The sequence below is a fragment of the Iodobacter ciconiae genome (assembly GCF_003952345.1).
Classification (GTDB): domain Bacteria; phylum Pseudomonadota; class Gammaproteobacteria; order Burkholderiales; family Chitinibacteraceae; genus Iodobacter; species Iodobacter ciconiae.
Window position 1 is genome coordinate 3,207,621 of the sequence record NZ_CP034433.1, and the last position, 21,377, is coordinate 3,228,997.

Annotated in this window: 14 protein-coding genes, 5 tRNA genes, 3 rRNA genes and 1 riboswitch; of the genes, 11 read left to right on the plus strand and 11 right to left on the minus strand. The window is 51.2% G+C overall.

The window, feature by feature from the left end; all coding sequences use genetic code 11:
- Positions 1-90 precede the first annotated feature (90 nt).
- The 8 genes from EJO50_RS14075 to rrf all read left to right on the plus strand — a co-directional run bounded on the left by EJO50_RS14075 (position 91) and on the right by rrf (position 6,824).
- Positions 91-166: transfer RNA gene (locus EJO50_RS14075), tRNA-Met, on the plus strand.
- Positions 167-193: 27 nt separating this feature from the next.
- Positions 194-269: transfer RNA gene (locus tag EJO50_RS14080), tRNA-Met, on the plus strand.
- 27 nt (positions 270-296) lie between these two features.
- Positions 297-372: transfer RNA gene (locus tag EJO50_RS14085), tRNA-Met, on the plus strand.
- 413 nt (positions 373-785) lie between these two features.
- Positions 786-2,319 (plus strand): 16S ribosomal RNA (locus tag EJO50_RS14090).
- A gap of 130 nt (positions 2,320-2,449) precedes the next feature.
- Positions 2,450-2,526, plus strand: a tRNA-Ile gene (locus EJO50_RS14095).
- A gap of 248 nt (positions 2,527-2,774) precedes the next feature.
- Positions 2,775-2,850, plus strand: a tRNA-Ala gene (locus tag EJO50_RS14100).
- A gap of 431 nt (positions 2,851-3,281) precedes the next feature.
- Positions 3,282-6,575: ribosomal RNA gene (locus tag EJO50_RS14105) — 23S ribosomal RNA — on the plus strand.
- 135 nt (positions 6,576-6,710) lie between these two features.
- A 5S ribosomal RNA gene (rrf, locus tag EJO50_RS14110) occupies positions 6,711-6,824 on the plus strand.
- The 16S, 23S and 5S rRNA genes sit together here with 5 tRNA genes alongside, the layout of an rRNA operon.
- 204 nt (positions 6,825-7,028) lie before the next feature.
- Here rrf and EJO50_RS14115 read toward each other — a convergent pair.
- From EJO50_RS14115 to EJO50_RS14165, 11 genes are all read right to left on the minus strand, one after another.
- A complete protein-coding gene (locus tag EJO50_RS14115; protein ID WP_233702098.1) occupies positions 7,029-8,471 on the minus strand; it encodes a cobyric acid synthase in 1,443 nt (480 codons plus the stop codon).
- Positions 8,472-8,747: 276 nt separating this feature from the next.
- A complete protein-coding gene (locus tag EJO50_RS14120; protein ID WP_164521518.1) occupies positions 8,748-9,515 on the minus strand; it encodes an ABC transporter ATP-binding protein in 768 nt (255 codons plus the stop codon).
- Complete coding sequence (locus tag EJO50_RS14125) at positions 9,512-10,501, minus strand: FecCD family ABC transporter permease (RefSeq protein ID WP_125975211.1); 990 nt, start codon at positions 10,499-10,501, stop codon at positions 9,512-9,514. Before EJO50_RS14125 ends, EJO50_RS14120 begins: the two co-directional genes overlap by 4 nt.
- 166 nt (positions 10,502-10,667) lie before the next feature.
- Positions 10,668-11,531, minus strand: a complete 864-nt coding sequence (locus tag EJO50_RS14130) for a cobalamin-binding protein (protein ID WP_125975213.1) — start codon at positions 11,529-11,531, stop codon at positions 10,668-10,670.
- Positions 11,528-12,811: a cobyrinic acid a,c-diamide synthase CobB gene (locus tag EJO50_RS14135; protein ID WP_125975215.1), complete on the minus strand. Its 1,284-nt coding sequence runs from the start codon at positions 12,809-12,811 to the stop codon at positions 11,528-11,530. Before EJO50_RS14135 ends, EJO50_RS14130 begins: the two co-directional genes overlap by 4 nt.
- Positions 12,805-13,407 carry a cob(I)yrinic acid a,c-diamide adenosyltransferase gene (gene cobO / locus EJO50_RS14140; protein WP_125975217.1) on the minus strand — a complete coding sequence of 201 codons (603 nt, stop codon included), beginning with the start codon at positions 13,405-13,407 and terminating at the stop codon, positions 12,805-12,807. Before cobO ends, EJO50_RS14135 begins: the two co-directional genes overlap by 7 nt.
- Positions 13,408-13,852: 445 nt before the next feature.
- Positions 13,853-14,656: an ABC transporter substrate-binding protein gene (locus tag EJO50_RS14145; RefSeq protein WP_125975219.1), complete on the minus strand. Its 804-nt coding sequence runs from the start codon at positions 14,654-14,656 to the stop codon at positions 13,853-13,855.
- Positions 14,653-15,681, minus strand: coding sequence for a threonine-phosphate decarboxylase CobD (gene cobD, locus EJO50_RS14150; RefSeq protein ID WP_125975221.1), 1,029 nt, complete (start codon positions 15,679-15,681; stop codon positions 14,653-14,655). Before cobD ends, EJO50_RS14145 begins: the two co-directional genes overlap by 4 nt.
- On the minus strand, positions 15,669-16,709 hold the full coding sequence (locus EJO50_RS14155) for a CobD/CbiB family cobalamin biosynthesis protein (protein ID WP_125975223.1): 1,041 nt from the start codon (positions 16,707-16,709) through the stop codon (positions 15,669-15,671). The genes cobD and EJO50_RS14155 overlap by 13 nt, the downstream gene beginning before the upstream one ends.
- Positions 16,709-17,218 carry a bifunctional adenosylcobinamide kinase/adenosylcobinamide-phosphate guanylyltransferase gene (gene cobU / locus EJO50_RS14160; protein ID WP_125975225.1) on the minus strand — a complete coding sequence of 170 codons (510 nt, stop codon included), beginning with the start codon at positions 17,216-17,218 and terminating at the stop codon, positions 16,709-16,711. Before cobU ends, EJO50_RS14155 begins: the two co-directional genes overlap by 1 nt.
- On the minus strand, positions 17,215-19,026 hold the full coding sequence (locus EJO50_RS14165; RefSeq protein ID WP_125975227.1) for a TonB-dependent receptor domain-containing protein: 1,812 nt from the start codon (positions 19,024-19,026) through the stop codon (positions 17,215-17,217). Before EJO50_RS14165 ends, cobU begins: the two co-directional genes overlap by 4 nt.
- A 136-nt stretch (positions 19,027-19,162) precedes the next feature.
- A riboswitch (cobalamin riboswitch) is annotated at positions 19,163-19,385 on the minus strand.
- A 445-nt stretch (positions 19,386-19,830) separates the two neighbouring features.
- Here EJO50_RS14165 and eutS point away from each other — a divergent pair.
- The 3 genes from eutS to eutQ are packed head-to-tail and all read left to right on the plus strand — an operon-like array spanning position 19,831 to position 21,367.
- The gene (gene eutS / locus EJO50_RS14170) at positions 19,831-20,166 is read left to right on the plus strand and encodes an ethanolamine utilization microcompartment protein EutS (RefSeq protein ID WP_125975229.1); all 336 of its coding nucleotides are present in this window, start codon (positions 19,831-19,833) and stop codon (positions 20,164-20,166) included.
- On the plus strand, positions 20,166-20,633 hold the full coding sequence (locus EJO50_RS14175) for a EutP/PduV family microcompartment system protein (protein ID WP_125975231.1): 468 nt from the start codon (positions 20,166-20,168) through the stop codon (positions 20,631-20,633). The genes eutS and EJO50_RS14175 overlap by 1 nt, the downstream gene beginning before the upstream one ends.
- 14 nt (positions 20,634-20,647) lie before the next feature.
- Positions 20,648-21,367, plus strand: a complete 720-nt coding sequence (eutQ, locus tag EJO50_RS14180; RefSeq protein ID WP_125975233.1) for an ethanolamine utilization acetate kinase EutQ — start codon at positions 20,648-20,650, stop codon at positions 21,365-21,367.
- The last annotated feature ends 10 nt before the right edge of the window (positions 21,368-21,377 follow it).

Below are 21,377 nucleotides of genomic sequence, written 5' to 3' on the forward strand. Positions count from 1 at the left end.
CTCAATAGATTTTATTTATGAGTTATTGATTTTTAGTACTCCTTACGTATTGACACGTCCGATGAGCTCTTGTATAGTTCGCCCCTCTGTCGCGGGGTGGAGCAGTTGGCAGCTCGTCGGGCTCATAACCCGAAGGTCACAGGTTCGAGTCCTGTCCCCGCAACCAGTAAATAGATTCTAGCAAGATACCCGTCGCGGGGTGGAGCAGTTGGCAGCTCGTCGGGCTCATAACCCGAAGGTCACAGGTTCGAGTCCTGTCCCCGCAACCAGTAAATAGATTCTAGCAAGATACCCGTCGCGGGGTGGAGCAGTTGGCAGCTCGTCGGGCTCATAACCCGAAGGTCACAGGTTCGAGTCCTGTCCCCGCAACCAAATTTAAAAAGCCGCTACTTCTACCCTGAAGAGCGGCTTTTTCGTATATTTTTTCTGTTCTTGCAAGCCAGCTCCCCGCGTTTTAAATGCATTTTGATAAACAAGAAGTGGCTTTTGTTGCTTTTGATGATTTGCTGGTCAATATGGATTCTTTTTAAATCAACAAATTAGCGCATTACTACGCTTTTATTGCACGGTAGTGGTTGACCTTCCCGGGTAAGGTCCGTATATTTCGGCCTCTCGCTGCAGCACACACGGCAACACAGTGTTTGGGCAAGCGAAACGATCTTTAAAAAAATACAGTCGATGAGTGTGAGTGCTTGATTCGGAAGCGAAACAAGTGCTTGCATAGTAAGAGTCATTTTTCGGAATGGCTTGAGTTTTGTAAGCCAGTAAGTACTAGCTTAGTGATTAAACTAAAGAGTTTGATCCTGGCTCAGATTGAACGCTGGCGGCATGCTTTACACATGCAAGTCGAACGGTAACAGGGTGCTTGCACCGCTGACGAGTGGCGAACGGGTGAGTAATATATCGGAACGTACCTAGTAATGGGGGATAACTATCCGAAAGGATAGCTAATACCGCATACGCCCTGAGGGGGAAAGAGGGGGATCGCAAGACCTCTCGTTATTAGAGCGGCCGATATCAGATTAGCTAGTTGGTGAGGTAAAGGCTCACCAAGGCGACGATCTGTAGCGGGTCTTAGAGGACGATCCGCCACACTGGAACTGAGACACGGTCCAGACTCCTACGGGAGGCAGCAGTGGGGAATCTTGGACAATGGGCGCAAGCCTGATCCAGCAATGCCGCGTGCGTGAAGAAGGCCTTCGGGTTGTAAAGCGCTTTTGTCCGGGAGGAAATCCTAAGAGCTAATATCTTTTGGGGATGACAGTACCGGAAGAATAAGGACCGGCTAACTACGTGCCAGCAGCCGCGGTAATACGTAGGGTCCAAGCGTTAATCGGAATTACTGGGCGTAAAGGGTGCGCAGGTGGTTGATTAAGTGTGATGTGAAAGCCCCGGGCTCAACCTGGGAATTGCATTGCAAACTGGTGAACTAGAGTATGGCAGAGGGGGGTGGAATTCCGCGTGTAGCAGTGAAATGCGTAGAGATGCGGAGGAACACCGATGGCGAAGGCAACCCCCTGGGCTAATACTGACACTCATGCACGAAAGCGTGGGGAGCAAACAGGATTAGATACCCTGGTAGTCCACGCCCTAAACGATGTCTACTAGTTGTTGGGGAATTCGTTCCTTAGTAACGCAGCTAACGCGTGAAGTAGACCGCCTGGGGAGTACGGCCGCAAGGCTAAAACTCAAAGGAATTGACGGGGGCCCGCACAAGCGGTGGATGATGTGGATTAATTCGATGCAACGCGAAAAACCTTACCTAGCCTTGACATGTCAAGAACCTCTGAGAGATTGGGGGGTGCCGCAAGGAACTTGAACACAGGTGCTGCATGGCTGTCGTCAGCTCGTGTCGTGAGATGTTGGGTTAAGTCCCGCAACGAGCGCAACCCTTGTCCTTAGTTGCCATCATTTGGTTGGGCACTTTAAGGAGACTGCCGGTGACAAACCGGAGGAAGGTGGGGATGACGTCAAGTCCTCATGGCCCTTATGGCTAGGGCTTCACACGTCATACAATGGTCGGTACAGAGGGTTGCCAAGCCGCGAGGTGGAGCTAATCTCATAAAACCGATCGTAGTCCGGATTGGAGTCTGCAACTCGACTCCATGAAGTCGGAATCGCTAGTAATCGCGGATCAGCATGTCGCGGTGAATACGTTCCCGGGCCTTGTACACACCGCCCGTCACACCATGGGAATGGGTTTCACCAGAAGTAGGTAGGCTAACCTTCGGGAGGCCGCTTACCACGGTGGGATTCATGACTGGGGTGAAGTCGTAACAAGGTAGCCGTAGGGGAACCTGCGGCTGGATCACCTCCTTTCAAGAGAAGACTTTTGGATTGAGTACTCACACTCATCGACTGTAGAAAAGAAGATACGAGAAGTTTTCGTAAAAATCAGATTGCTCAGTTGCTCAGGCGGCGTAGATTAGCTACCTGAATATTCTGAAATGGGTCAGTAGCTCAGTCGGTTAGAGCACCGTCTTGATAAGGCGGGGGTCACAGGTTCGATTCCTGTCTGACCCACCATTCTAATCCGCACTAGCCTGTGTGATGCGTCGTCATAAAATAATTTGTGTACTGAAACGTACACTGCGTTATTTTATTTCTAGCCTCACTTGACTATTGCGGCCAGAGAGGTGATTGCTTAATGAATTTATTGAGCAGCCAATTTGATTTTAAATTGCAATAATTCATTGCGAGCTAGACGAGAAATAAAATCTCGATGTTTACTAAGGTAAACGAGAGATTGAATGACGAAGTATAGTGAAGTAACTGGGGGCTTAGCTCATCTGGTAGAGCACCTGCTTTGCAAGCAGGGGGTGAACGGTTCGAGTCCGTTAGCCTCCACCACTCCTTTGAGTGGTGGAATGAAGTAAGAAACTAGAAATAACATATTGTCTCAAGAGAGATTTAAAGCTTGGGACGATGTTTTATTTCTGATTTCTAAAATCAGCAATATGTATCTTTGATCTTTAAAAAAATAGAAGAAGTAATACTCAAGTTTAGAAATAAATAAGGGTAGATTGTATCAAAATCGATTATTCGAAGTCAGAACTGAATAATTGATGTCGCAAACAAAGCGAAATCAGATACTTTAAAGATGTGATTGGTTTCGACCATAAAAATCTTTGTCAAGCGTAGCGAGAAGAGCAAGGACAAGGCAAAAAAGGGCGAGAAACCGGAGTTTACGTATGTAAATGAGGATTTTGAGTCGTTTTTTAACGCAGTCATTGTGTTTCGCAGTAGCTTGGCGAATATTTTTCACGTGTTTGAGGTTATAGGATCAAGCGACTAAGTGCATCTGGTGGATGCCTTGGCGATGATAGGCGAAGAAGGACGCGTTAGCCTGCGAAAAGCGATGGGGAGCTGGCAAATAAGCTTTGATCCATCGATATCCGAATGGGGAAACCCGGCCCTTTTGGGTCACTCATCACTGAATACATAGGTGGTGTAGAGCGAACTCGGCGAACTGAAACATCTAAGTAGCCGAAGGAAAAGAAATCAACCGAGATTCCCAAAGTAGTGGCGAGCGAAATGGGAAGAGCCTGCATGTGATAGATCAAACTTTAGTGGAACAGTCTGGAAAGTCTGGCGATAGTGGGTGATAGCCCCGTACACGAAAGAGATTGGTTGGTACTAAGCATGCGAGAAGTAGGGCGGGACACGAGAAATCCTGTTTGAAGATGGGGGGACCATCCTCCAAGGCTAAATACTCATCATCGACCGATAGTGAACCAGTACCGTGAGGGAAAGGCGAAAAGAACCCCGGGAGGGGAGTGAAATAGAACCTGAAACCGGATGCATACAAACAGTGGGAGCCCTTGCAAAATGGGGTGACTGCGTACCTTTTGTATAATGGGTCAGCGACTTACGTTCAGTAGCGAGCTTAACCGAGTAGGGGAGGCGTAGGGAAACCGAGTCCGAATAGGGCGCATAGTTGCTGGGCGTAGACCCGAAACCAAGTGATCTATCCATGGCCAGGATGAAGCTGCGGTAATACGCAGTGGAGGTCCGAACCCACTAATGTTGCAAAATTAGGGGATGAGCTGTGGATAGGGGTGAAAGGCTAAACAAACTTGGAAATAGCTGGTTCTCCTCGAAAACTATTTAGGTAGTGCCTCATGTATCACTGACGGGGGTAAAGCACTGTTATGGCTAGGGGGTCATCGCGACTTACCAAACCATGGCAAACTCTGAATACCGTCAAGTGCGAGCATGGGAGACAGACTGTGGGTGCTAACGTCCATGGTCAAGAGGGAAACAACCCAGATCGCCGTCTAAGGTCCCAAATAATCAGTTAAGTGGAAAACGAGGTGGGAAGGCATAGACAGCCAGGATGTTGGCTTAGAAGCAGCCATCATTTAAAGAAAGCGTAATAGCTCACTGGTCGAGTCGTCCTGCGCGGAAGATGTAACGGGGCTCAAACTGATAACCGAAGACGCGAATTTAGGAGTCAGCTTTCAGGCTTCAGGAGTCAAACGATGGTTCAACGTGTAGAAGAATTGGACGTGTTTAAGAAAGCCTATGTGGTCTCCTTAGAGATTCATCGGATGAGCTTAAGCTTTCCAAAGATTGAACAATACGCGTTGGGTGATCAAATACGACGATCGAGTAAAAGCATTGTTGCAAATCTTGCAGAAGGATTTGGCAAACAAGGCTACTTGAAAGGAGAATTTTTACGCTTCATTTTTATTGCCTTAGGCAGTGCAGATGAAGTGCGAGTTTGGCTACGATATAGCATGGATTTAGGATACATCAGTGAAACAGACTGGCAACGTTGGCGCGATCAATATGAAGAGATCGCCAAGATGTTGCATGGTTTAGGCAAATCACTGAAACCCGAACCCTGAAAGCTGGCTCCTAAATGGTAGAGGAGCGTTCCGTAGGCCTGCGAAGGTGTCTTGAGAAGGATGCTGGAGGTATCGGAAGTGCGAATGCTGACATGAGTAGCGATAATGCGGGTGAAAAGCCCGCACACCGAAAACCCAAGGTTTCCTGCGCAACGTTCATCGGCGCAGGGTGAGTCGGCCCCTAAGGCGAGGCAGAAATGCGTAGTCGATGGACAACGGGTTAATATTCCCGTACCGATATGAAGTGCGATGGGGGGACGGAGAAAGGTAGGTCAGCCATCTGTTGGAATAGGTGGTTTAAGCGAGTAGGCGTGTGGCTTAGGCAAATCCGGGCTGCTATAACGCTGAGACGTGACGACGAAGTCTTCGGACTGAAGTGATTGATCCTATGCTTCCAAGAAAAGCCTCTAAGCTTCAGCTTTATATTGACCGTACCGCAAACCGACACAGGTGGGTAGGAAGAGAATTCTAAGGTGCTTGAGAGAACTCAGGAGAAGGAACTCGGCAAATTATCACCGTAACTTCGGGAGAAGGTGAGCCCAGAGTATGTGAAGTTCTTCGCGAATGGAGCAGAAATGGGTCGCAGAGAAATGGGGGCTGCGACTGTTTATCAAAAACACAGCACTCTGCAAAGTCGAAAGACGACGTATAGGGTGTGACGCCTGCCCGGTGCTGGAAGATTAAATGATGGGGTGCAAGCTCTTGACTGAAGTCCCAGTAAACGGCGGCCGTAACTATAACGGTCCTAAGGTAGCGAAATTCCTTGTCGGGTAAGTTCCGACCCGCACGAATGGCGTAACGATGGCCCTACTGTCTCCTCCTGAGACTCAGCGAAGTTGAAATGTTTGTGAAGATGCAATCTCCCCGCTGCTAGACGGAAAGACCCCGTGAACCTTTACTGTAGCTTTGCATTGGACTTTGAAGTGGTTTGTGTAGGATAGGTGGGAGGCTATGAAGCGTGGACGCTAGTCTGCGTGGAGCCGACCTTGAAATACCACCCTGACCCCTTTGAGGTTCTAACCTTGGTCCGTTATCCGGATCGGGGACCGTGCATGGTAGGCAGTTTGACTGGGGCGGTCTCCTCCCAAATTGTAACGGAGGAGCTCGAAGGTCGCCTAGGTACGGTCGGACATCGTACTGATAGTGTAATGGCATAAGGCGGCTTAACTGCGAGACAGACAAGTCGAGCAGGTGCGAAAGCAGGACATAGTGATCCGGTGGTTCTGAATGGAAGGGCCATCGCTCAACGGATAAAAGGTACTCCGGGGATAACAGGCTGATTCCGCCCAAGAGTTCACATCGACGGCGGAGTTTGGCACCTCGATGTCGGCTCATCACATCCTGGGGCTGTAGCCGGTCCCAAGGGTATGGCTGTTCGCCATTTAAAGTGGTACGTGAGCTGGGTTCAAAACGTCGTGAGACAGTTTGGTCCCTATCTGCAGTGGGCGTTGGAAATTTGAGGGGGGCTGCTCCTAGTACGAGAGGACCGGAGTGGACAGATCTCTGGTGTACCGGTTGTCACGCCAGTGGCATCGCCGGGTAGCTAAATCTGGAAGAGATAAGCGCTGAAAGCATCTAAGCGCGAAACTCGCCTCAAGATGAGATTTCCCCAAGGCTTTAAGCCTTTTAAAGGGTCGTTCGAGACCAGGACGTTGATAGGTCGGGTGTGGAAGCGCAGTAATGCGTTAAGCTAACCGATACTAATTGCCCGTAAGGCTTGATCCTATAACCTGAGACGCGTGTGCGCGACGGTATAATCTACCCAGATTAGAAAACTAGATTTGAAATGTAAGACATTACTTCTTCTATTGAACTGAACGCGTTGTGGAGCAATACACACAACGAGTTACCCCGTTAAAGTCTGGCGACCATAGCGAGGTGGTCCCACTCCTTCCCATCCCGAACAGGACAGTGAAACACCTTAGCGCCGATGATAGTGCAGATTACCTGTGTGAAAGTAGGTCATTGCCAGACACCTTTACTGAGCGAATCAAAGATTCGCACGTGATGTAAACAAGACCCCCGTACTCGAAAGAGGCGGGGGTTTTGCTTTGCGTGGAAGAAATGTTGAGAGGGGAGTGGAGCGTAAAAACGACTCCTGCCCCCCCGGCTCCTGTGGGTCGGGTTACGCGATTATCGCTGAGCGAGGTAAACCTCGTCGCAGACTGCTAACCCGACTTACATGATAAGTCCAGCTTGCCTGGCTTTTTCCCAGTCTATGGCTTGGTCCAGCGCGTCGCTCAGGCGGTTTATTTCTTGTTCCAGCAGCTGTTGATGGTCGACCACTTCTGCGACTTGGTGTCCTGCCCAGGCGAGTAATGATTTTAATGTTTCGCTGGAATCAAATAAGCCGTGCAGATAGCAGCCAAGTACCTGATCGGTGATTACGCCGTCGTGTTCATCGGCATATTTAATCAGTGGAATGGCAGTTGAATCGAGGATTTGGGTTTCGCCATGATGGATTTCATAACCTGCAACGGTTTCGCCATTGGCGAGTAATTGCCCCGATAAATTACGCAGCTGTTTGTCTTGTTCCAGAGATGTGGCAATCGGCAGCCAGCCTAATCCTTTAGAATCTCCTGCTTCGCCTTCCAGTCCGAGTGGATCGGCGATGGTTTGGCCTAGCATTTGGTAGCCGCCGCAAATGCCGATGACTTTACCGCCAAAGCGCAGATGTTTTTCGATTTGCTTGTCCCAGCCTTGTCGACGCAGCCATGCCAGATCACCACGGGTATTTTTGCTGCCAGGGATGATCAGCAGATCGGCTGCTGGCAAAGGTTGATTGGGTGTGGCGTAGCTGCAATCGACACCAGCAATGCGGCGTAGTGGGTCGAAATCGGTATGATTGGAAATATGCGGCAGGGTTGCGATGACGATTTTGAACGCACCGCCATTGCCTGCGGAACGGGGTACGGCGTCCTCCGCTGCAATATCCAGTCCGTGCAAATAGGGAACAACGGCGATGACTGGTTTGCCGGTTTTTTGCTCCAGCCAGTCTATTCCACTTTGTAACAGACTTAAATCACCGCGAAAACGGTTGATGATAAAACCGGTAATTCTTGCGTGCTCTGATGGGGATAGACAAGCAAGGGTGCCGACAAAGTGAGCAAATACGCCGCCCCGGTCGATATCAGCAACCAGCCAGACGGGGCAATCTGCTTCTTCGGCAAAGCCCATATTGGCGATATCAGCCGCGCGTAAATTGACTTCGGCAGGGCTGCCCGCACCCTCCACAATCACCCATTCATACTGGTTTTTTAAGCGGCCCCATGATTCAAACACGGCTTTTTTAGCCGTTTGCTTATAGGCATGGTAATCCACAGCATCCAGATTGCCGATGCTTTTACCTTGAATAATGACTTGAGCACGGCAATCACTGGAAGGTTTGAGTAATACCGGGTTGAAATCAGTATGCGGGGCGATGCCTGCTGCAGTGGCTTGCATGGCCTGGGCGCGGCCAATTTCGCCTGTGTCGCTGGTAACGGCGCTATTAAGTGCCATATTTTGTGGCTTAAACGGTGCGACTTTGATGCCACGACGCAAAAGAATGCGGCAAAGTGCGGCAACGATAGTGGTTTTACCTGCATCAGAGGTGCAACCTTGAATCATAAGAGTGGGCATGGGTTTGCCTTGTGCAACATTAGGGAAGAAATACTCAAATCTAAGGTTTGTAGACATAGAGAACATGGAGATTAAAAGCAGAACACGGAGAAAACCTTGGGGGTGTTTAAAGATTATGTACTTAGTCTTTAAACGCCCCTTTCCGAAATGATGTCATGTCAGCATGCCTGTGCCGACATTTCAGGAGGCCATGTCCTAGCAAATCTTTAGTTATTGAATTGCTTTTCTCCGTGAAACTCCGAGTTCTTAGTGCCCCTCAGTATTTGGGTTTGTTGTTTAGCGGGGCTGAGGCATAAACCACTCTTGCCCTTCGATATGAGTGCTGCGGATTTCGGTGCGATAAAGCGCACTGAGATTTTTGCTGGTCATGATTTCTATCGTTGGCCCGGCCAGCCATTGGCCATTGCCAAACATCAGCAGCACATGGCTGGCCTGGTGGGCGTGGTTGGGGTCGTGACTAACCATCAGCAAAGTTCTGCCAGCCTGGTTCTCTTCGCGTAGTACTGATAAGGCCTGTTGCTGGTGGCGCAGATCAAGTTGTGATAGTGGTTCATCCAGTAAAATCAGTGGTGCCTGCTGGGCAAGTGCTGCAGCAAGGCTAACACGGCGCCGCTCGCCGCCAGAGAGCGTGGCGAGGTCGCGGTGTTTCAGGTGGCTGATATCAAGCCTGGCTAATTGCTCATCTGCCAGACGCAGATCGTCACTGCTTTCCCAATTCCAGTGACTTAAGTGGGGATGGCGGCCGCTGAGTATTTTTTCGATTACGGACAAGGGGAATGGACAATCATCCTGCTGATTCAGCCAGGCTATTTCTTTGGCGCGCTCGGCCCCTGACCATTTTTTAAATGATTGCTTATTCAAGTGGATTTCCCCTGCAGCAGGCTTAAGCCATGCGGCCAGCGTGGCCAGCAGGGTGCTTTTTCCACAGCCGTTTTCTCCTAAAATAAGCCAGCTTTCACCGCGATTTACTTCCAGGTTCAAACCTGTACAGAGTGGCCGCTCGCCCTGCTTGATGAGCAATGAGCGGATAGATAAATGGCTCATCGCACGACTCCCCTGTGTTGCAATAGCCATAAAAAGACCGGTACGCCAGCCAGCGCGGTAATCACGCCAACGGGTAGCTGCTGCGGTGCCAGAAGAATGCGTGAGGTGATATCAGCGGCCAGTAAAACTGTGCCACCGGTCAGTGCCACAGCTGGCAATAGCAGGCGTTGATCGTGGCCTAAAAGCAGCCTTAAGGCGTGTGGAACGATGAGCCCGATAAAGCCGATCATCCCTGCTGTGGTCACCGCAATGGCTGTGGCTGCAGCGGCCACAAAGTAGAGCAGCCATTGCAATTTGCGCGTATTGGCCCCGAGTGCATGGGCGGTTTGTGCGCCCTGGCTGAGTACATTGAGCTGCCGTGCCAATGGCCAAACGAGTAACAGTAGCGCCAAAAGTAGCGGCAATGCCAGCTGCCAGCGCGCGCCAGCAAGATCGCCCAGCATCCAGAAAACCATACCGCGCAAGAGTCCATCGGGAGCAAGGCTGAGTAATAAGCTGGAAAGCGCACCACAAAATGAGGCAATCGCCACCCCGGTTAAAAGTAAGCGGGCCTGGCTGCTGGAGTGATCTTTGCGCGCTAAAATAAACACTAGTGTAATGCTGAGTAAAGCACCGCAACCCGCAGCCAGATTAACGCTTGCCACGCCTGCACCCAGAAGCATTGCCAGTAAAGCGCCGACGCTTGCCCCGCCGGAAGTGCCAAGAATGTAAGGGTCAGCAAGTGGATTTCTAAGTAGAACCTGTTGCAAAGCACCGGCCAAAGCCAATAAACCACCGACGGCAATTGCGGCTAAAGTGCGCGGCAGGCGCAGCTCAAGCACCACATCGCGCGCCAGTGCGGCATCAGGCCCATTGCCCAATAATTGCCAGGGCCGGTAACTGGTACTGCCAAAGCAGAGGCTAAGGGTGGCGGTAAGCAGCAGCAGAGTACTTAGCATAAGTAGCGTAAAGGTGAGTCTGGCAGGGGTAAGGCGGGAATGCTTCATAATAAATTGCCTAAAAACCAAATCTTGAATGGCTGAAAATAATAAATAAAACCCAAATCTTGAAACACGGAGTTATTCGGAGAAAAGCCAAAAATCTAAAACTCCTGATTTTCTCCGTGCCCTCTGTGTCCTCCGTGTTTCAAGATCTGGATTTGGTGTTTAGGTTTTAACGCGTTTTATCAATCGCCTCGCAGAGTTTTTCTGTGCCTTCCACTAATCTTGGCCCCATGCGGTTGAGCAGGTCTTTAGGCAGGATGTAGAGGTGTTTATTGGCTTTCAGATTGGGCCAGCGCCTCCAGCGGTTCAGCCAGCTGTCTTTTACCCCTGGCTCGCCGCTGGTGACGATTATGTCCGGATTGGCGGCGAGCACCGCTTCGTCGTCGATGGTTGGTACCAGTGCTGGCAGAGCAGCAAAGACGTTGATGCCACCACAAAGACGCATCGCATCGGAGATAATTTGTTCGCGGTTAATCGTCATCAAGGGCCTGTCCCAGACCTGATAAAAAACACGCACTGGCTTTCTGCCTGTGTATTTTTTCTCAAGTGTGGCAAGGCTGCTGCGGTATTTGCCGGCTGCGGTTTGTGCTTTGCTTTCTTTGGCAGTTAACACGCCTAAACGCTCCATGACCGTGGGGACGTCTTCCAGTTTTTTAGAAAAAGTGTAAAAAACCGGTAATCCCAGTGTTTCGATCTGCGCCAGCTGTTTAACGGGGTTGCCGCTTTGCCATGCCACGATCAGATCGGGTTTTAGGGCGCGGATGCGTTCCAGATCAAAGCCGTTATAGCCGCCGATACGCTCAATTTTATTTGCTTCCGGTGGATAATCGCTGTGATTCACCGCCCCCACGATGAGCTTGCCCGCGCCAATCGCAAACAAGTCTTCGGTGGCATGCGGGGCTAGGCTGATGATGCGCTGCGCCGGTTTGGCTAAGGTAATGGTCTGGCCCCGGTCGTCTTTTACACTGACGCTGGCGATTGCGGCATGAGCAAGCAGTAAGCTTGCAAAAGCTGCATAGCGGATGTGCTTCATTTTGTTATTCCAAATAATGCCGCGCTGGCCACGGGGTTGCCCATCATCCAGGCATGTACATAGCTGGCGGTGAGACTACCCTGGCGATAAATGGCTTCGCCCCGGCTGCCTAAACGGCAAGGCGTAGCATGGGTCAGTGGCGGCAGCGTGCTTTTTAGTGTTGAGTAATGAAAAGTGTGGCCGCGCAATTCGCCTGCTCCCAGGTCAAACGCTTGCGTGCCGAGCGCTGAAAGGCGTTTTTGCATACTGGCTGCTGCATCTAAAATTCCCCACATTTTATGTGTGGTGCCATCGCTGAGCGTCAGTGATTCGCAAAGCGCCAGCATACCGCCGCATTCAGCAAATACAGGTTTACCTGCAGCAAGCCAGAGGTGTAAATCGGTGGCGATGCTTGGATGAGCCGCGAGTGTTTCCGCATGTAGTTCCGGATACCCACCGGGCAAATAGAGCGCGTCGGCTTGCGGCAGGGCTTCATGGGCCAGTGGTGAGAAAAACACTAGCTCGGCCCCCATCTTGCGCAGGCAGGTTAAGTTGGCTGGGTAAATAAAGCAAAAGGCAACATCCCTTGCGATGGCGATGTGTTTGCCCGCAAGCAGAGGCGGCAGGGCCGGGGGGGCCGTGTCGCCGTAATCGATGACTGGGGGTAACGCTGCAATTGGCTGGCTGGCCAGGGCATCAGCCAGTGCATCAAGTTTTTGCGTCAGATCGGGGATTTCATTTGGCAGAACCAGGCCCAAATGCCGCTCGGGCAGGGCTTCGTGCTTGCCCAGCCAGCCTTGCCAGTGCTGGGGTTTGACCGACTCTTGCAACATTTGTGCATGACGATCGCCTGTAACTTTATTAGCGAGTACGCCATAAAACGGCAGATTGCTTTTATAGTTTGCCAGCCCGAAAGCCAGCGCACCAAAGGTTTGCGCCATGGCACTGGCATCGATAATTGCCAGCACCGGCAGGCCCAGGCGGGTGGCCAGCTCGGCAGCAGAAGGCTCGCCATCAAAGAGGCCCATCACCGCTTCGATTAAAATCACATCGGCCTCTTGCGCTGCATTGGCCAGCATCTGGCGGCATAAGTCCTCGCCGACCATCCACAAATCCAGATTATCGACCGGTGAGCCACAGGCATAGCTGAGTATGAGCGGATCGAGAAAATCCGGCCCGCATTTAAAGACGCGAACTTTGTGGCCCAGCCGGCGATGGTGCCAGGCCAGAGCTGCCGTGATGGTGGTTTTGCCGCTGCCAGAAGAAGGGGCTGCGATCAGCAGGGTTGCGGCGCTTACCATTCCAAACCCTTTTGGGCTTTGATGCCTGCTTTATAAGCATGTTTTTCGTCGTTCAGCACGGTCACGGTGTCGGCAATCTCGTGTAATTCTTTGACTGCGGCACGGCCGGTGACTACTACATGCTGCATTTCCGGGCGGGATTCGATATCTTTAATTACGATATTTTTATCCAGATAGTTGTAGCTGAGGCAGTACGTCAGCTCATCCAGAATCACCACATCGTAGCTGACATCGTTCAGCATGCGGGCAGCCACGGCCCAGGCGGCTTCGGATTTAAGTTTGTCGGCTTCAAAATTCTGTGTTTCCCAGGTAAAGCCATCGCCCATTACATGCCATTCGCAATGCTTGCTGAGCAGGGCTTCTTCGCCGGTATCGGTACGGTTTTTAATAAACTGGACTACGCCCACTTTTAGTCCGTGACCAATGGCGCGTGCCACCATACCAAAGGCGGAAGACGATTTACCTTTACCGTTACCAGTAAGCAAAATCATGATGCCTGTGTCGATGCTGGCTTGGGCAATATGAGCATCAATGACGGCTTTTTTGCGTGCCATACGGGCGGAGTGGCGGGCGTTGCGTTCGGTGTTGATGGTCATGGTGATGCTCCAGTAATTCGCTGACTTACAGTCAAAAATGTCTTTTTTTATAAGTGCCTTCGGCACGTTGATTTTGGAGCGGGAATCCCCCGCGTGGGACTTACTTTCTTGCTTCGCCAAGAAAGTAAGCAAAGAAGGCGACCCCACGAAGCACGAAGGCCCCTCACTGCGCACAATCGAGGCTGCTGCTGCAGGATTCACTCGCTGCGCTCGCTTAAACATCCTCGCCGAAACCCCGCCCCGTTTGTTCCTCGCTTCGGCGTGCTTCAAGGGGAAATTTAAGCCCCGTGCAAAGAGTGCGTTTATTGCATTTCCCATTGTTTGCTAATAAAAAACCATGATTTCAGTTTTCAACTGTATCGCAGACAGTGCCTTTTCAAGGTGGGAACAAGTACATCTAACTGGTTGCTCTTTGAAACTCCGTGCACTCTGGGGTCGAAGTGTTTCAAGATGCGGGTTTGATCTGTTCCTGCCAATTCGCAATAATTTTTTGGATTTGTCCTAAGCCATCCCGAATCGCGGCGATGCCGGGGACGAGGAGGTCGTGGCTGGTTATTTCGAATAGCTGGTTATTTGCAACTGCAGGTATGCTTTGCCAGTCGGGCCTTGTACGCACAGCGTTGATATCGAATGGCTGGCCGCACCAGCTGCCAATGATGATATCCGGCTGAGCGGCAATAACTTGTTCCGGGCTAACGGTGCGGTCTTTGGCGCGTGTTGCATGTGATAGCTCGCTAAAAATATCTTCGCCACCGGCAATTTCGATCAGTTCTGAAACCCAGCGGATGCCGGTATAAAGCGGATCATGCCATTCTTCAAAATAGACTTTAGGTCGTGATTGAAAGCAGGCTGCCCGGGCGCAGGCGGCATCGATCTGGGCTTCTAAATCGGAAATCAGTGCCGTGGCGGCGGGCTGGCAATCAAGCAGGCGGCCCAGCGTGTCTATCATATTGAAAATGCCAACCAAGTTTTTCTGGTTGAAAAAGTGCACTTCCAGGCCCGCGAGGATGCATTCTTTAACGATCTCGCCTTGCAGGCTGGAGTAAGCCAGCACCAGATCAGGTTTTACCGCAAGGATTTTTTCAACCTTGGCACTGGAAAAGCCGCAAATAATCGGGTGCTGTTTGGTCACACCCTCCGGATGGCGTGAAAAAGCGCTGATACCCGCTACGCGATGCTGCTGGCCAAGCGCGTATAAGACATCAACGGTTTCGCAGGAAAGACAGGCGATTCTTGTGAAGGGACTCATATTGCATCCTTATCGTTTAGCGCGGCCATAAGCCGGGTTTTAAATTGTGCCTGCTGATGTTCTGCCACTGGCCCGAAACGCAGGCCCTGATGGTTTGTCTGATCAAACAGGCGACACCATATTTTCTGTTTTGCCAGTTTGCCATGCAGAGTTTTGGCATTGGAAGCCGGGCTCCAGTGCAGCAGGGGCAGGCTGCCACCTGGGGGCAAACCTGCCTCGCTAAGTGTTGCAATCATCCATCTCTGGTTGGCTAGTAAGCGCTGTTGTTGCGCGCTTTGCCAGGCTTTGTCGCTTAAGGCGATCTGCCCTGCCCATTGCGCCGGGCCGCTGATGTGCCAGGGGCCGAGTGCTCGTTTTATTTTGTCTAAAAGCTGTTTTTCACAGGCAATAAACCCCAGACGAATGCCTGCCAGGCCAAAGAATTTACCGACGGAGCGCAAAATAATCAGCCCTGTTTTACCAGCGTGCGGTAGCAGGCTGGCTGCCGGGGCGCAATCGGCGAAGGCTTCGTCCACAATCAGCCAGCCACCGTGCTCAGCCAGTTTTGTATGCCAGGCGAGTAAGGTTTCTGCGCTGATTTGCTGGGCGCTGGGGTTATTTGGGTTAACCACGATAAGTACAGGGTGATGGGCTTTATTTGCCATACACCATTTATCAACCTGTTCACTACTGATTGCGCTGGTTTGATGGCCAGCCTGTTGCCACTGCCAGTGATGCTCGGCGTAACTGGGGCTGATGATGGCAACCTGGCAAGCAGGGCGCAGCTTGGGCAGCAGGGCGATGCCTGCCTGGCTGCCCGCCAGTGCTAATAACTGATTGCAACCATAATAATCTTGGGCGGCAATCAATAGCGCCTGGTCCTGGTCTGGCAGGCGCTGCCAGATGTGACCGGGCACGGCAGGCAAGGGGTAGGCCCAAGGCGCAATGCCACTGGAGCAGTCGATCCAGTCTGCCAGATCTCCGCCATATGCAGAGATGGCGCGCAGGAGATCTCCTCCGTGCCGGGGCTGATTTACAGCATCCATAGCGAGCCTCCCAGTAAAAGTGCGAGCCACAGGGCTAGCGTTTTTTGTACTAGTGAAATACCGCGCTGCAAATCATGGGCTGTTGGTGCGGGGCCGCAGCCAAGTTGCGGGCGGGTATGGGTTTTGCCGTGATACGTTGCCTCACCTCCTAGGCAAACTTGTAAAGCGCCCGCGCCGCTTGCCATTACGGGGCCAGCATTAGGGCTGTCCCAAAGTGGCGCCTGGCTTTTCCAGCAAAAAAGCGCGCTGCGGCAGTGGCCGAGCAGAGCGTAGCTGAGTGCCGTGAGGCGGGCGGGGATAAAATTGAGTACATCATCGGCCCGAGCTGCAATACGGCCAAAATGAAATAAACGCACGGTTTTATAACCCCACATAGCGTCCAGTGTATTGGCCAGCCGATGCAGCAGCACGCCATAGCCGCCAAATAGTGCAAAGAAAAACAGGCTGGCAAAAATGGCATCAGCACCGTTTTCTAAAGTGGATTCAAGGCCTGCTTTGGCAATGCCTGTGTCGTCCAGCTCTGTGCAATTGCGGCTGACAATGCGGCTAACTGCACGCCTTGCCGCAGCCAGATCGCCAGTGCTTAATGGCCTGGCGATGGCCCGGATATGCTCAAACAGGCTGCGTGCGCCAAGGGCAAACCAAAGAGCCAAGGCATCGGCCCACCAGCCTAGAATAAATTTCAGCAGGGCAAAGGCAGCCAGTGATGTGCCCAGGAGTAAGAGCCAGGCCAGTGCTCCGCGCAAGACATTTAAGGTTTCCCAAAACTTTGTTATTTCCACGAGGGGGGGAGCCCGGCGGTTTTGCCAGATCCACGGTAAAAATATTCGGGGACAACGGTTTTTCGGGGTGTTTCTGTACTTTGGTGTTTGTAATCTGCCAGCCAGATTAAAACGCAGCTCCAGCATGGATGCAAGCCAGCCAAAGCCCACCAGCGGGTGAAATCGCTTAGGCTCGCCTAGACAAAGTTCTAACAGCAGGCCAAGCGCAAAGGCATAGAGCCAGTGGGTTGGCGGCAGATTTAGCATCAGCGCTTCACCGGCACAGGAATTCCGGCCACTACCAGGGTGACGTTAGTGGCTTGCCTGGCGATATCCTGATGTAAGCGACCGGCCTCATCACGAAATAATCTGGCCAGTGCATTATCAGGAACAATGCCAAAGCCAACTTCGTTACTCACTAGCAATAGTGTACCGCGATGCGCCGCTGCGGTGGTTATAAAGGCCTGCTTTTCTTGTGCCCAGCTGGCCAGATCATCCTTGCAAAGCCAGTTGGATAGCCAGAGCGTCAGGCAATCGATCACACAAAAATATCCCTGGCTTTGCGCCAGTGCAGCGGCCAGCTGTAATGGCGCTTCCAGCGTTTGCCAATGCGCGGGGCGTTCAGCCTTATGACGAATAATGCGCTCCTGCATTTCCTCATCAAAAGCCTGAGCTGTTGCCAGCCAGAACACCGGCCCGTCATGGGCCAGTGCCTGGGCCAGCGCGTAGCCACTTTTGCCGCTACGCGCCCCGCCTAAAATAAGCTCGGTGCTCAATGTTGCCAGCTCAGGTTAAGCATGGCATTACGACCCAGCGTGCTGTAACCTTTTGCCAGCTCGTACTCGGCATCGAATATATTGTTGACGCGGGCGCTGGCCTGCCAGTCTTTAGCAAACAGCCAGTTCACACTCAGATTAACCAGCGCATAGCCTGGAAGGCGAGCTCGTGGTCCACCAGAAATATCTTCTTCACGGTGTGCCTGAGCTTGTACTTCGCCGCGCGTACTCCATTGCCCTTGTGTTACACCTACATAGGCTGAGCCAAACTGTTTGGCGCGACGAGTGAGTTGCTTGCCATCTGTTGATCCACCAGAGGTATCTTTGGCGTTCAGTAAATCAAAGCTACCTCCTGCTTGAAACATCTCGCCTTGCCAGTCTGCCGTGAGGGTGATGCCTTTGAGCTTGGCATTACCAACTACGATGGTGGTGGTTTTGCCCGTTTCTAGCATGCCATCAATTTCGTTGTGGTAAGCCGTTGCGCTAAGCTTGACATTGTTTGCTTCAAAGCGAACAAAAGCTTCCGTATTTTTTGATGTCTCTGGCTGTAATGTTGGTGTGCCATAGTTTGGGTAATAGAGCTGGTTGAATGTGGGGGCACGGTAGCCAGTGCCAAAGCTACCACCGATTTTCCAAGCGTCGGCAACTTGCCAAGAGGCTCCGAGGTTTCCTGTGGTTTTTTTACCAAACTGGCTATTGTCGTCATTACGCAGATTTACTTGCAATGAAACATTGTCAAAATGAGCAAGGTACCCCGCAAGCACGCTGTTAATACGGCGTTGGTCGACATCGTACTTTGTGCTGCTGCTAACGGCTTGCTCTAGCGTTTCTGCACCAACAGTAATGATGCCGGGGCCTGCTTTAATTTCATTGAGCCAAGACAATTGAGTCTGCTTGGTTTTAAAGCGGCTTTCTCCTGAAGTCGTATAATTTGTGCTGTCATCGATGCTGACGCCTGCTTGTAATTTGCTGGTCCAGTTCTTTGTAAAGCTGTTGTTCATCCAGAAGGTGGCGCTGCCATTTGTGCCATTGTCGTGATCGTCGTAGTTGCTGGAAGATGACGAGTCGTAATGGTTTTCTGCTTTTGCTTGTAACAGACTTGCACCAAATTCGTGAGCTTCATTAATGCGGTGGCTGGCATTGATCGACAAGCTGGTGTTTTCATAACCATCGTTGTCGGTGCTAAAAGTGCCGGCTCTAGTGTTTGACCTGGCGCTGATGCCATCTGTTTTAGTGTGGGCTAAACCGATGGAATAGCGTGTGTCATTGACTCCGCCGGCAAGGTGCGCACTGAGGGTTTGGGTGTTTTCAGTTCCAAGGCCGATTTCTACCGAAGGATGAAATCCTTTACTGCCCTGGCGGGTAAAGATTTGGATCACGCCGCCAATTGCATCCGAGCCATATAAGCTGGCCGCTGGCCCACGCAGGATTTCTATCCGCTCTATTTGGGATAATGGAATGTGTTGCAGTGCTGCTGTACCAGTAGTTGCCGAGCCAAAGCGAATGCCATCAATCAGGTAAATAGTTTGTTGGGAGCTGCTGCCTCGAATATAAGCCGATGTTGCTTTCCCTGCTCCACCATTACTGGAAATTTGCATCCCTGGCTGGCGAGTGAGTAATTCTGGCAGGCTGATGGCACCTGAGGTTTCAATGGCTTTTTGATCGATAACGGTTACGTCACCGACCACTTCCTTAACCGCTTGCGGTAAGCGTGCGGCCGTGGTGACGACGGGTGATAGCTGAACTGTCTCGGCTTGCGCACAGATGCTGGCGACCAAGATGGTTAAAGGGGCGATACGAAATAACATGACTCTCTCCTGAATACCACACCCGCTGTGTGGCAGTAATCAGCAGGCAGGAGTCGGCAGAGATGACGCAAAACACCATGGGGTGAGATGAATCTAGCTCGCTTCGGCTACCCTGCCGTGCGTGGTTGATCTTCGCGTTTGGGCGAAGTTTAAGGCCGGTCTCCGGACTTACAAGCGATTCAATCAATTCTGACATTTACTACGTCAATAAATATCTTGATTCTGACATTACCTTCCCGCCTAGTTTCAGACAGTGGTTTACCTAATGTTGTTTACTTGCTTACCGTTGCAGGGGCAGCACAGGATTTGAACCTGTTTCCCGTTTTACTCTTTCGAGCACCTTTGGAATGGGCGGATTGTATACCCCCTGGTTACTTCTGTGTCCGCGCATTACGTTTTGCGAAGAGAAAAAAGCCAGAGGAATGAGTGCTTTTTATTGTGCCTGTGCATGTGTTCTGCATACTAAAGGACACGCTAACTTGTGCGACCCAGGTTGCCAGTCTAGACATTCTTTTGAAGGTGCCTTTGACATGGCGCAAAAAGTAGTGCTGACAAAATTCGGATTGAATTTTGCGTCTTTTGGCCGAATTTTGTTTATTTTTATTACTTTTTTAAGAAGTTTTTTCTCCTTGATTTGATTTTTATGCCGTACAGCTTAGCTTAGAAGGCACACTTCAAACACCTGAAACAGGCTTTTTTTGTGGTGTGAATTTTTACATAAATTGTTGCCGATTTTTGATAGTGGCCTATTTGAGTAGCGAATTAGTATGCAAGCTACATAAGCATTTCACACGGCAGGCTGGCATGGAAAAGGAAAGGATCATTCAGGAGTTTGTGCCCGGTAAGCAGGTTACGCTGGCGCATTTGATTTCACACCCAACCGAAGATTTAGCCAAAAAAATTGGCGTACCAACGGCTGAAGCAATTGGAATCATGACGCTTACTCCTGGTGAAACTGCCATGATCGCCGGTGATTTTGCCAGTAAGGCCGCTAATATTCAGATCGGCTTTTTGGACCGTTTTTCCGGTGCCTTAGTAATCTACGGATCAACCGGTGCTGTAGAAGAGGCCTTAAATCAAACGACTCTGGGCCTGCAGCGCGTTCTTGGTTACACCGTTTGTATGCAAACGCGCAGCTAATGCTGACGACGATTCGTTACGCCATGGTGGGCTCTATTGCCGCAGGCAAATCAACTTTATTTCATGCCTTGCAAGGTGATGGGCTGGTGGCGCAAAAAACGCAGGCTCTGGAGTTTGATGGCAAGGGCGGTGTGGATACACCGGGCGAGTTTTTTAATCATCCCCGCCTTTATAGCGCTTTGATTAATACCGTTAACGATGTGGATGTGCTGGTGTATGTGCATGCTGCCAATGATATGCAGTACCGAATGCCGCCGGGTTTATTGAGTGTATATGGCGGCAAGCGGGTATTGGGAGTCATTAGCCAAATTGATTTGGATGATGCTGATCCCGATGCTGTTGAAATAATGCTGCGCGAACACGGGTTTGTGGGTGAAATTTTCCAGGTTTCCAGTTATTGGCCTGAAACGGTGGCCGCACTGAAATCCTCTCTCATGGGTAGTACGGATAAAGACTGCCTACCGTAAGGAGCTATTAGAGTATGAAGCAATTGATCACCGCCGACGCCCTGCGCGCAGCGCATGCCGAAGGCAAAACGCGTATCGAAGTTACCCTGCCAGATTGCATTGTGACGGCAGAAGCTCGTATGGTTGCCGAGCGCCTGGGGGTTGAGATTATCGAAGTGCTCGCCAGTAAGCCGTCTGTTTCGATTGCCAGCCCTGTGCTGCCGGGCGCTTCAGAAATCGCTGCCGATCATGAGTCGGAACTTGCGGCAATTCGCCATGCCGTACTGGCGCAGTTACCCGCAGGCAGCGTGCCGGAAAATGTGATTGATCAGCTGGTACGTAAAGTGGCTGCAGAGCAAGCAAATGTGGCTACGGTACCGGTGGCAGGCTATGAATCGATTACCTTAAAAAGTGGCATCAAGCGTGTGACTGGCAGCTCGGTAAAAATGGGCTTACTCGAAGGGGCAGGCGCAAATCAGATCGGGATTGCTGACGTGATTACCGGAGCTGACCGCAGCAGTATGGCAGCTGGTTTTATGCAATGGGAAAACAGTTTTTTCCCTTGGACCTTGCGCTACGACGAGATCGATATCGTTCTGGATGGCGAGCTGCATATTCGCTGTGATGGCGAAACGGCCATTGCCAAAGCAGGCGATGTCATTTTTATTCCCAAGAATTCCAGTATTGAATTCGGCACGCCAAGCAAAGTGTCCTTTTTGTACGTGGCCTATCCGGCGAACTGGCAGGATTGCTAAGGAGTCTGAC

Coding starts and splice junctions, on each gene's coding strand:
- EJO50_RS14115 (WP_233702098.1), bottom strand. CDS start 8,471: ATGCCCACTCTTATGATTCAAGGTTGCACCTCTGATGCAGGTAAAACC.
- EJO50_RS14120 (WP_164521518.1), bottom strand. CDS start 9,515: ATGAGCCATTTATCTATCCGCTCATTGCTCATCAAGCAGGGCGAGCGG.
- EJO50_RS14125 (WP_125975211.1), bottom strand. CDS start 10,501: ATGAAGCATTCCCGCCTTACCCCTGCCAGACTCACCTTTACGCTACTT.
- EJO50_RS14130 (WP_125975213.1), bottom strand. CDS start 11,531: ATGAAGCACATCCGCTATGCAGCTTTTGCAAGCTTACTGCTTGCTCAT.
- EJO50_RS14135 (WP_125975215.1), bottom strand. CDS start 12,811: ATGGTAAGCGCCGCAACCCTGCTGATCGCAGCCCCTTCTTCTGGCAGC.
- cobO (WP_125975217.1), bottom strand. CDS start 13,407: ATGACCATCAACACCGAACGCAACGCCCGCCACTCCGCCCGTATGGCA.
- EJO50_RS14145 (WP_125975219.1), bottom strand. CDS start 14,656: ATGAGTCCCTTCACAAGAATCGCCTGTCTTTCCTGCGAAACCGTTGAT.
- cobD (WP_125975221.1), bottom strand. CDS start 15,681: ATGGATGCTGTAAATCAGCCCCGGCACGGAGGAGATCTCCTGCGCGCC.
- EJO50_RS14155 (WP_125975223.1), bottom strand. CDS start 16,709: ATGCTAAATCTGCCGCCAACCCACTGGCTCTATGCCTTTGCGCTTGGC.
- EJO50_RS14165 (WP_125975227.1), bottom strand. CDS start 19,026: ATGTTATTTCGTATCGCCCCTTTAACCATCTTGGTCGCCAGCATCTGT.
- eutS (WP_125975229.1), top strand. CDS start 19,831: ATGGAAAAGGAAAGGATCATTCAGGAGTTTGTGCCCGGTAAGCAGGTT.
- EJO50_RS14175 (WP_125975231.1), top strand. CDS start 20,166: ATGCTGACGACGATTCGTTACGCCATGGTGGGCTCTATTGCCGCAGGC.
- eutQ (WP_125975233.1), top strand. CDS start 20,648: ATGAAGCAATTGATCACCGCCGACGCCCTGCGCGCAGCGCATGCCGAA.